The sequence below is a fragment of the Massilia niastensis DSM 21313 genome, from assembly GCF_000382345.1.
Lineage (GTDB): Bacteria > Pseudomonadota > Gammaproteobacteria > Burkholderiales > Burkholderiaceae_D > Telluria > Telluria niastensis.
This window is the reverse complement of sequence record NZ_KB908100.1, coordinates 85212-86627: the sequence shown is the minus strand read 5'-3', so window position 1 is coordinate 86627 and position 1416 is coordinate 85212. Positions and strand designations below refer to the sequence as shown.

1 protein-coding gene is annotated in these 1416 nt (G+C 65.0%); it reads right to left on the bottom strand.

The genetic code is table 11. From position 1 onward, the window contains the following. A partial coding sequence (locus tag H162_RS0115925) for a calcium-binding protein (protein WP_026354705.1) occupies positions 1–1416 on the bottom strand: 1416 nt, incomplete at both ends.

Genomic DNA, 1416 nt, shown 5'->3' with positions numbered 1-1416 from the left:
CTTGCCCGAGCCCAGGCCGAACAGGTAGATGTCGTTACCCGATCCGCCGTCCAGGGAATCGTTGCCCGCGCCGCCATCGAGCTTGTCGTTGCCGGTGTAGCCATACAGGGTGTCGCTGTCGTCCTGGCCCTGCAGGGTGTCGTTGCCGTTGCCGCCATCGAGATGGTCGTCCTGGGTCCCGCCCTTGAGAAGGTCGTCGCCATCCTCGCCGTACAGGCGGTCGGCGCCGGTTCCGCCATCGAGGTTGTCGTTTCCGACAGCGCCGTACAGCGTATCGTCGCCTCCCGAGCCTGCCAGGACATCCGCCGTCGCATAGCCATGGCGGACGTCGTTTTCCGCGGTCGCGGCCAGCACCTTCGTTTTCACCGTCGCCACGTCCCAGATGAGGCCATCGGCAAACTTGATCTGTTCGACCTGGTAGCCACCGGCGGCGTCGCCACTGAAGTAATTGCTGATCCGCAGTTCATCGGATGTCCCGGTAATGCTCAGCACCAGGTTGGCACCGTCGCGCGTGGCGCTCAGGTTCGCCGCCGTCACCCCTGCGCCGAGCTGGACCAGATCGAGCTTGCCTGCGGTGCCATCGTAGGAACTGATGGTGTCCTTGCCCGAGCCCAGGCCGAACAGGTAGGTGTCGTTGCCCGATCCGCCGTCCAGGGAGTCGTTGCCGGCGCTGCCATCGAGCTTGTCGTTACCGGCATTGCCATACAGGGCGTCGTTCCCCAGACCACCTGTGAGGGTGTCGTTTGCGACCGACCCATGCATCGTGAGCGAGGTCGAAGCTGGTGGCGCAGACAGCTTCGTCTTGACCGCCGTCAGATCCCACACGGTACCGTCCGCGAACTGGATCGTCTCCACTGCGGAGTTGCTTGCGCCCTCGTTGGTGAAATAGCCCTGGATCGTCAACTGGTCGTCGGTGCCGTTGATTTTCAGGATCAGGTCGCCGTACGAGCGCAGCAGCGTCACGCCGGTCGCCACGATGCCGGCGCCGAGCAGCACCTTGTCCGCATTCGTGCCCTGGATATCGTTGTCGTAGTTGTAGACCGTATCCTGGCCATGTCCCTTGCCGAACAGGTAGACGTCGGCACCGCCGCCGCCGCTCAGGTAGTCCTTGCCGGCGCCGCCATCGAGCCTGTCGGCGTCGGCGTCACCATACAGGTAGTCGTCGCCGGTGCCGCCGGACAGGGTATCGGTGCCGGCTCCGCCATACAGGTTGTCGGCCCCGGCGTCGCCGTTGACGATGTCGTTGCCTTCGTCACCGTTCAGGGCATCGGCGCCATTGCCGCCGAGCAGGGTGTCATTGCCGTCCGCACCGCGGATCGTGTCGTTGCCATCCAGGCCAGTCAGGCGGTCGGCGCCGGCGTAGCCGACGATCGCATCGTTGCCTGCCGTGCCGGCCAGCACTTTCGTCTTGACCGT